Source organism: Phenylobacterium aquaticum (assembly GCF_947378715.1).
Taxonomy (GTDB): Bacteria; Pseudomonadota; Alphaproteobacteria; order Caulobacterales; family Caulobacteraceae; genus Phenylobacterium; species Phenylobacterium aquaticum_A.
The window spans coordinates 1-6,671 of record NZ_CANCLE010000194.1; the positions used below are offsets into that span (position 1 = coordinate 1).

At 65.9% G+C, this 6,671-nt stretch carries 5 protein-coding genes; 3 read left to right on the forward strand and 2 right to left on the reverse strand.

Annotation, left to right across the window (positions count from 1 at the left end; genetic code table 11):
- Positions 1-615, forward strand: a 615-nt coding sequence (locus tag Q7P21_RS18390; RefSeq protein WP_304178723.1) for an aldehyde dehydrogenase family protein, incomplete at its 5' end; no start/stop codon positions are given.
- 93 nt (positions 616-708) lie between these two features.
- Here the strand turns inward: Q7P21_RS18390 and Q7P21_RS18395 are convergent.
- Positions 709-1,890, reverse strand: a complete 1,182-nt coding sequence (locus Q7P21_RS18395; RefSeq protein ID WP_304178730.1) for an isopenicillin N synthase family oxygenase — start codon at positions 1,888-1,890, stop codon at positions 709-711.
- 229 nt (positions 1,891-2,119) lie between these two features.
- Positions 2,120-4,576 carry a TonB-dependent receptor gene (locus tag Q7P21_RS18400; RefSeq protein ID WP_304178736.1) on the reverse strand — a complete coding sequence of 819 codons (2,457 nt, stop codon included), beginning with the start codon at positions 4,574-4,576 and terminating at the stop codon, positions 2,120-2,122.
- A 154-nt stretch (positions 4,577-4,730) separates the two neighbouring features.
- Between Q7P21_RS18400 and Q7P21_RS18405 the strand changes: the two genes are divergently transcribed.
- Both Q7P21_RS18405 and Q7P21_RS18410 read left to right on the forward strand, forming a co-directional pair.
- Positions 4,731-6,302, forward strand: a complete 1,572-nt coding sequence (locus tag Q7P21_RS18405; protein ID WP_304178746.1) for a tetratricopeptide repeat-containing sulfotransferase family protein — start codon at positions 4,731-4,733, stop codon at positions 6,300-6,302.
- The coding region (locus Q7P21_RS18410; RefSeq protein ID WP_304178759.1) for an MBL fold metallo-hydrolase at positions 6,299-6,671 on the forward strand (373 nt) is incomplete at its 3' end. The genes Q7P21_RS18405 and Q7P21_RS18410, both read left to right, overlap by 4 nt.

Sequence of the window (6,671 nt, forward strand, 5' to 3'; positions counted from 1 at the left end):
GGCAAGTTCCGCAACGCCGGCCAGGTCTGCGTCTCGCCGACCCGGTTCATGGTCCACGCCTCGATCTATGAGCCCTTCGTGGAGACCTTCGTCGCCACGGCCCAGGCCCTGAAGGTCGGCGATGGCCTGGACCCGGCGACCGAGATGGGACCGCTGGCCAATGACCGGCGGCTCGCGGCCGTCGAGGCCTTGGTAGCCGACGCCCTGGCCCAGGGCGCACGGCTGCGAACGGGTGGGTCGCGGATCGGCAATGTCGGCTATTTCCACCAGCCCACCGTGCTGACCGACGTGCCGGAGACGGCGCGGGTGCTGCATGATGAGCCCTTCGGCCCCATCGCGGTGATCTCGCCCTTCTCCGATCGGGAGGCGGCCATGACCTGCGCCAACGCCACGGCCTATGGGCTGGCGGCCTATGCCTTCACGGGATCACAGGTCGACGCCGCCTTCGTCGCCAAGCGGTTCGAGAGCGGCATGGTGGGGATCAACACCTTCGGCATCGGCGGCGCCGAAGGCCCGTTCGGCGGCGTCAAGGAGAGCGGCTATGGCCGCGAGGGTGGGACGGAGGGCATCGAGGCCTACCTCACCACCAAGCTGGTGGCCCTGATGCCGGTGTGAGGCGCGCCCTGAAACGGGAGAGCCCTCTCTCCTTGCGGAGAGAGGGCCAGGGGCCGGAGCCTGATACGCCGGCTCCGGGGAGAGCGGGGAGGTCTAGGCTTCGGCCTCGGGCTTGGCCGGGGCCTGGAACTCGTTCACCGCCTTGCGCTTGAACGGGTTCTCCTTGTGGATCGGGAAGTCGATCTTGATCTCGCCCTTGACGATCTTCTTGCGCAGGTGCTTGGCGCCATTGACGCTGAAGCCCGCCAGGTGATCGCCGGCGACGATGCGGTTGTACCTGGGCGGATTGTCCTCCGACACGAAGGCCGGCAGCGGCTCGATCACCGTGTGATAGTCGACGGCGAAGAACAGCGGCATGGAGTAGCGCTCCTTGCCGGTATTGACCACGCGGTGCTGGGTCGACTTGAAGCGGCCATTGGTCCAGCCCTCGATCAGGTCCCCGACATTGACGATGAAGGTGCCCGGCAGGGGTGGGGCGGCGACCCATTCGTCAGCCGCGTTCATCACCTGCAGGCCCGGACCCTTGGTGTGCAGTATGGTGAAGCACTCGAAGTCGGAGTGGGCGCCGATGCCCAGATTGTCATTGTCCATCGGCCGGTCGTTTTCCGGATAGCGCAGCAGGCGCAGCTGGGACGGCGCCTTCTGGGTCAGCTTGGCGAAGAAGTCCTCCGGCAGGCCCAGGCTGACGGCGAAGGCGTGGAACAGCTGGTTCCCGACGCCGGTCACCGCGTCGTAATAGGCCATGACCTCTTCGCGGAAGCCGGGGATCCAGTCCGGCCACTGGTTGGGCACCAGCATCAGATTGCCAGCCAGGAAGTCAGGATCGTCCTCGGACAGTTCGAGGGCCACATCGAAGGCGGCGTGCAGCCGGGGCTTGGTCAGATAGTCATGGTCGGGATTGGGTTCGACCAGGCGATAGAGCTCGGGATCGCCATCCTCGTCCTTGTCGCCGTCAGGCACCCAGCCGCGGGTGCCCGGCGAGTTGGAGATATGGACCTTCTGCTTCAGCTCGACCGGGGATTCGTGGAACTGGCGCGACAGTTCATAGGTGCGCGCGATCAGCGCTTCGGGGATGCCGTGGTTCTTGATGTAGAAGAAGCCGACCGTCTCGCAGGCGCGGCCGATCTCAACGACCGTGGCCTCCAGGGCGGCGCGGTCGTCGCCGCGCAGGGCGGAGATGTCGATCACCGGAATCTCGGAGACATCGATGCGCTTGGCGCCCATGTCGGCGACGGGGCCTGCGTCTCGATCCGCAACCAGGGCTTCAGTGCTCATGGGGCCTCCTCGTCTTTCCCGGACGACGTGATCCTGACTCATGCCGAGCCGTCTGTGACCAGGGGCCCGCGAGATCCCCGCGTCAAGCGGGCGAAGTAATACGAAATGCTCAGAGCGTACTCACTGGGCGCCGTGGCGGCGCCCAGTGACAGCAAGCTCAATAACGAAAAACCCCGGCCCAGGCAGGCCTGGACCGGGACGATTCTCGGCAATGGGCCTCAGGTTCGGGTCAGAACTGGTGCTCGAAGCGAACCCCAAATTTCCGGGGCGGCAGGACGTTGTAGTAGAAGTTCCGGGCGTAGACCGACGCGCCGGTGTCATCCTTGAAGATCTGGCTATAGGCCGAGGTGTTGGCGGCGCTGGTCTTCACGAAGGCGTCGAAAAGGTTGTCGACGTAGAAGGTGGTCTTCCACTTGTCGCCGCTCAGCTCCACGGCGGCATTGTGCAGGATATAGGCCGGCAGGGTGGACCCGCCGCCCTTGCCGCCCGTGCGGGTCAGGATGTCCGTCGCCCCGGTGAAGCCGTAGGAGAAGGCGAGTTTGTTGTCGCCAAACGGGATTTCGTAGCGGGAATAGAAGCTGCCCTGATCCTTGGGCGAGCCCGGCAGGCGGTCGCCGGATTCGCCGGGGAGATACCGCGTCCGATAGCCCGGCGCCTGGACATAGGCGATCAGGTTCGGCGTGGCCTCGACGAATTCGGTCTGGTTGTGCGCCCAGCTGCCGCGCAGGCTGAAGGCCTCGGTGACCTGGGCGTCGAAGTTGACCTCGATGCCCTTGGACTCTGCGTCGCCGCCATTGATGGTGATCGGCTGCAGGCCGATCTTGGTGGCCGAGGAGACCTGCGGGCTCTTCCACTGGATGTAGTAGACCGCCGTGTTCACGGTCAGGCGCTTGTCGAACCACTGGCTGTGCAGGCCGATCTCGTAATTGACCGTCTTGTCGGGGCTGTATTGCAGCTCGTTGGGCTGGGCGCAGACGATCTGGCTGCCGGGCAGGGGCGTGGGGCATAGGGCGACGCCGTTGGAGCTGCCGATCCGATAGCCTTCGCTGACCGTCAGATAGGTCATGATGTCGTCGGTGAACTTGTAGGAGGTGTTGAACTTGAACAGCCAGCCATTGTCCTTCTGGCTGCCCTTCTTGTCGTTGGTGACGAAGGCGTCGACGGGCTTGCGGCCATTGACCACCGTATCCCACAGCGGAATGTCCACCCCGCTCAAGGTATTGTAATCATAGGTATAGTAGCGCGCGCCGCCGGTGATCTGGAATTTCGGCGTGAACTGGTAGGTCAGTTCGCCAAAGCCGGCCGCCTCAGTCAGGGTGCTGGAGAACGGGCTGTAATATTCCACCGAGTCCGGCCGCAGCTGCTTACCCAGGCCGATGTCGATCAGGTACTGGTCGTAGTGCGGGGTGAACTCCTTGCTGTAGCTCTCCACCTTGCTGTGATTGTAGTAGCCGCCAACAATCCAGCTGAGGGCGGAATCGCCCTTGGAGACCAGGCGCAGTTCCTGGGTGAAGTTGTCGGTCTTGTTCTTTTCCTCGGTATAGGCGCTGAAGCTCGGGAAGGCCTCATAGCTGTACTGCAGGCTGATCAAGAGGTCGGTCTGGTCGCGGTGGCCCAGCGACTTGAACTGCGAGACCCCGGTCGCCGAGGTCAGCTGGGCGAAACCCAGATCGTAGGTGGTTTCCAGGGCGAGCAGCTGGTTGATGCGCTCATTGGGTTCCAGAACCCGCTTCACCGATTCCCACTTGTCGATCTTGACCGGGAAGTTGGTCAGGCCGCTGCTTGAGGCCTGGCGGCCGCCGGCCTTGGCGTCCTGGTAGTAGTAGGTGAGGTTAACGTCGAGCTTGTCATTGGGCTGCCAGCGGGCGGCGATGCGGCCCGACAGGGTCTTCTCGGTGTTGACGTCGCTCTTGTAGGTCAGGTTCTTGGCGACCGCCGCAGGGTCCTTGAAGTTCGGATCCGGATCGGAGACGCCGACCTCCTTCACCACATAGGGCTGGTCGATGAAGCCCTTGTCGTTGAGGTAGTCGGCCGAGGCGCGGATGGCGAAGCTGTCGCCGAGCGGCAGGTTAAAGGTGAAGCCCGCATTGGTGCTGGCCGAGGAGCCGTGGGAATAGCCGTAGAGGTCGCCGCGCACCTCGCCCTCCGATACGCCGATCTTCGGACGCTTCGGGATGTAGCGGATGGCCCCGCCGAGGGTGCCGGCGCCGTAGAGCGTCCCTTGCGGCCCGAGCAGGAACTCGACCCGATCCATGTCGTTGAGCTTGAGATCGACGAACAAGGGGATGTCGCCGAGATAGGTGGCGACCGTGCCGCCTCCGCTGTTGTCCCCGTCGCCCGATCCCAGGCCGGTGGCGTTCAGGCCACGCACGACGATGGTGTTGCCCGAGCGCGCGCCGTGATCGACGACAAAGATGCCCGGCACGAACCGGGTCAGTTCACCCAGGTTGTTGAAACCCTGCTGCTTGATCTGCTCGGCGCCGATGGCCGCGATATTGACCGGCGTCTCCTGAATGGTCGTGTCCCGCCGCGTGGCGGTGACCACCAGTTCCGACACGCTGGTCGCGTCGGCGGCCTCGGCTTCGGCGGCCCAGGACGATTGCGGCGCCGCGACAACGATCAACGGCAGCGCCAGCGCGCTGATCGAGCTCAAAAGCGCTTTGCGGCTCAAGGATTTCGCGAACATATACCCCTCCAGTTGGCGTCTTGAGGAGAGGCTGCGGTGGCGGGGTTTCGGCTCTCAACATCTATGTTGCGTCGCAGCGACAGTATGTCGATTCCGACCAAAAAGTATGCGCCCGTCGCATGGAAAGAGCGCGTCGTTCGTGCTTGATGGGCTCATGTCGCTCGATCACGCGGAGGCCCTGCTGGGCCGCAAGGCCTATCAGGAGGCCCATCGGCTGTGCCTTGCGGTGCTGGGCGCGGACCCATCCGACGCCCGCGCCTGGTTCCTGCTGGGGGTGATCGCCGCCGACCACGACAACCCGGTCAAGGCCGCTGAACTTTTCGACCGCGCCGCCGATCTGGCGCCTGGGATCGCGCGCCATCACGCCCACCTGGCGCGGACCATGATCGCCCTCAACCGCCAGCCCGAAGCGCTCGCGGCGGCGGATCGCGCGGTGGCGCTCGCGCCGGGCGACGCACTCACCCTCGACACCCTGGGCGTGGTGTTCACCCGCGCCGGCCAGCACGACCGGGCCCTGCCGTTCTTCGAGCGCACGGTGGCGCTCGACGGGGCCAATGCGGGCTTCCTCTATAATCTCGCGGCGTCGCGTCAGTTCGCCGGAGACTTCGCCGGCGCCGAGACGGCCTATGCCCGCGCCCTGGATCTGGACCCGACCCTGCACCGCGCCTGGTCCTCCCGCGTACAACTCGCCCGCCAGACCCCGGATCGCAATTTCGCCGCCACACTGGAGGCCCAGTTCGCCCAACCCTCCTCGGACCCCGACCGCGCCCTGCACCTGGGGCACGCGCTGGCCAAGACCTATGAGGACCTGGGCGAACCGGCCAGGGCGCTGGACTGGTTTCTGAAGGCCAAGGCGGCCAAGCGCCAGGCGGTGGCCTATTCCGGCGACGAGGACGCCGCCCTGTTCGCCGCGGCGGCGGCCACGGTTCCCGCCCCCCTCGCGCTCGCACCCGCAGGCTCGGAGGAGCCGATCTTCATTGTCGGCCTGCCACGCAGCGGCACCACCCTGATCGACCGGATCCTGTCCAGCCATCCGCAGGTCGCCTCGGCCGGCGAGCTCAGCAATTTCGCCCTGCTGCTCAAGCGCGCGACCGGCACGCCGTCCAATCTGGTGATGGATATCGAGACCCTGCGGGCGGCCGAGCAGGTCGACCTGGCGGCCCTGGGCCAGGCCTATGTCGACAGCACCCGGCCCCTGACCGGCGCGACGCCCAGGTTCATCGACAAGATGCCCTTGAACGTCATCTATGCCGGCCTGATCCACAGGGCCCTGCCCAATGCGCGGATCATCTGCCTGCGTCGCGATCCGATGGACGTCTGCCTGTCCAACTTCCGCCAGCTCTTCGCGACCGGCTTTTCCTATTACAACTACGCCTACGATCTGGAGGACGTGGCCCGCTACTATGTAGGCTTCGACCGGCTGGTCGCCCATTGGCGCGCGGTGCTGCCGGCCGAGCGGTTCACCGAGATCGGCTATGAGGACATGGTCGCCGACCAGGAGGGCGAGACGCGCCGCCTGCTGGCCTTTTGCGGCCTCGACTGGGACCCCCGCTGCCTGGACTTCCACGAGAACGCCGCCCCGGTGGCGACCGCCAGCTCGGTCCAGGTGCGCCAGCCGCTCTATTCCACCTCGGTCGGCCGCTGGCGGCGCTATGGCGCGGGCCTGGCCCCGATGCGCGACATCCTGGAGGCCGCCGGCCTCGTTTCCCCCGAGGCGTCGTCATGAGCCTGCCCATCGCCGACCGATGGTTCGAACGGCGCGAGATCGACGCCGGCCTGACCCTGATCTGGGAACCGCACGTGCATCCGCTGCTCCGCTGCAATATCTGGCGGCTGAAGGGGCGCGACGCCGACCTGCTGGTCGACACCGGCATGGGCATCGTCTCCCTGCGCCAGGCGGCCATCGACCTGTTCGACAAGACCCTGCTGGCGGTCGCAACCCACGCCCATGGCGACCATGTCGGCGGCCTGCACGAGTTCGACCATCGGCTGGTCCATGGGTGCGAAGCCCATGCCCTGTCCGAAGGGCGCGACAGCTATTCCCTCGACCTCGCCGACTTCTCGGCCGAGAGCCAGGCCCGGCTGGCGGCGGCGG

Coding starts and splice junctions, on each gene's coding strand:
- Q7P21_RS18405 (WP_304178746.1), top strand. CDS start 4,731: ATGTCGCTCGATCACGCGGAGGCCCTGCTGGGCCGCAAGGCCTATCAG.
- Q7P21_RS18400 (WP_304178736.1), bottom strand. CDS start 4,576: ATGTTCGCGAAATCCTTGAGCCGCAAAGCGCTTTTGAGCTCGATCAGC.
- Q7P21_RS18395 (WP_304178730.1), bottom strand. CDS start 1,890: ATGAGCACTGAAGCCCTGGTTGCGGATCGAGACGCAGGCCCCGTCGCC.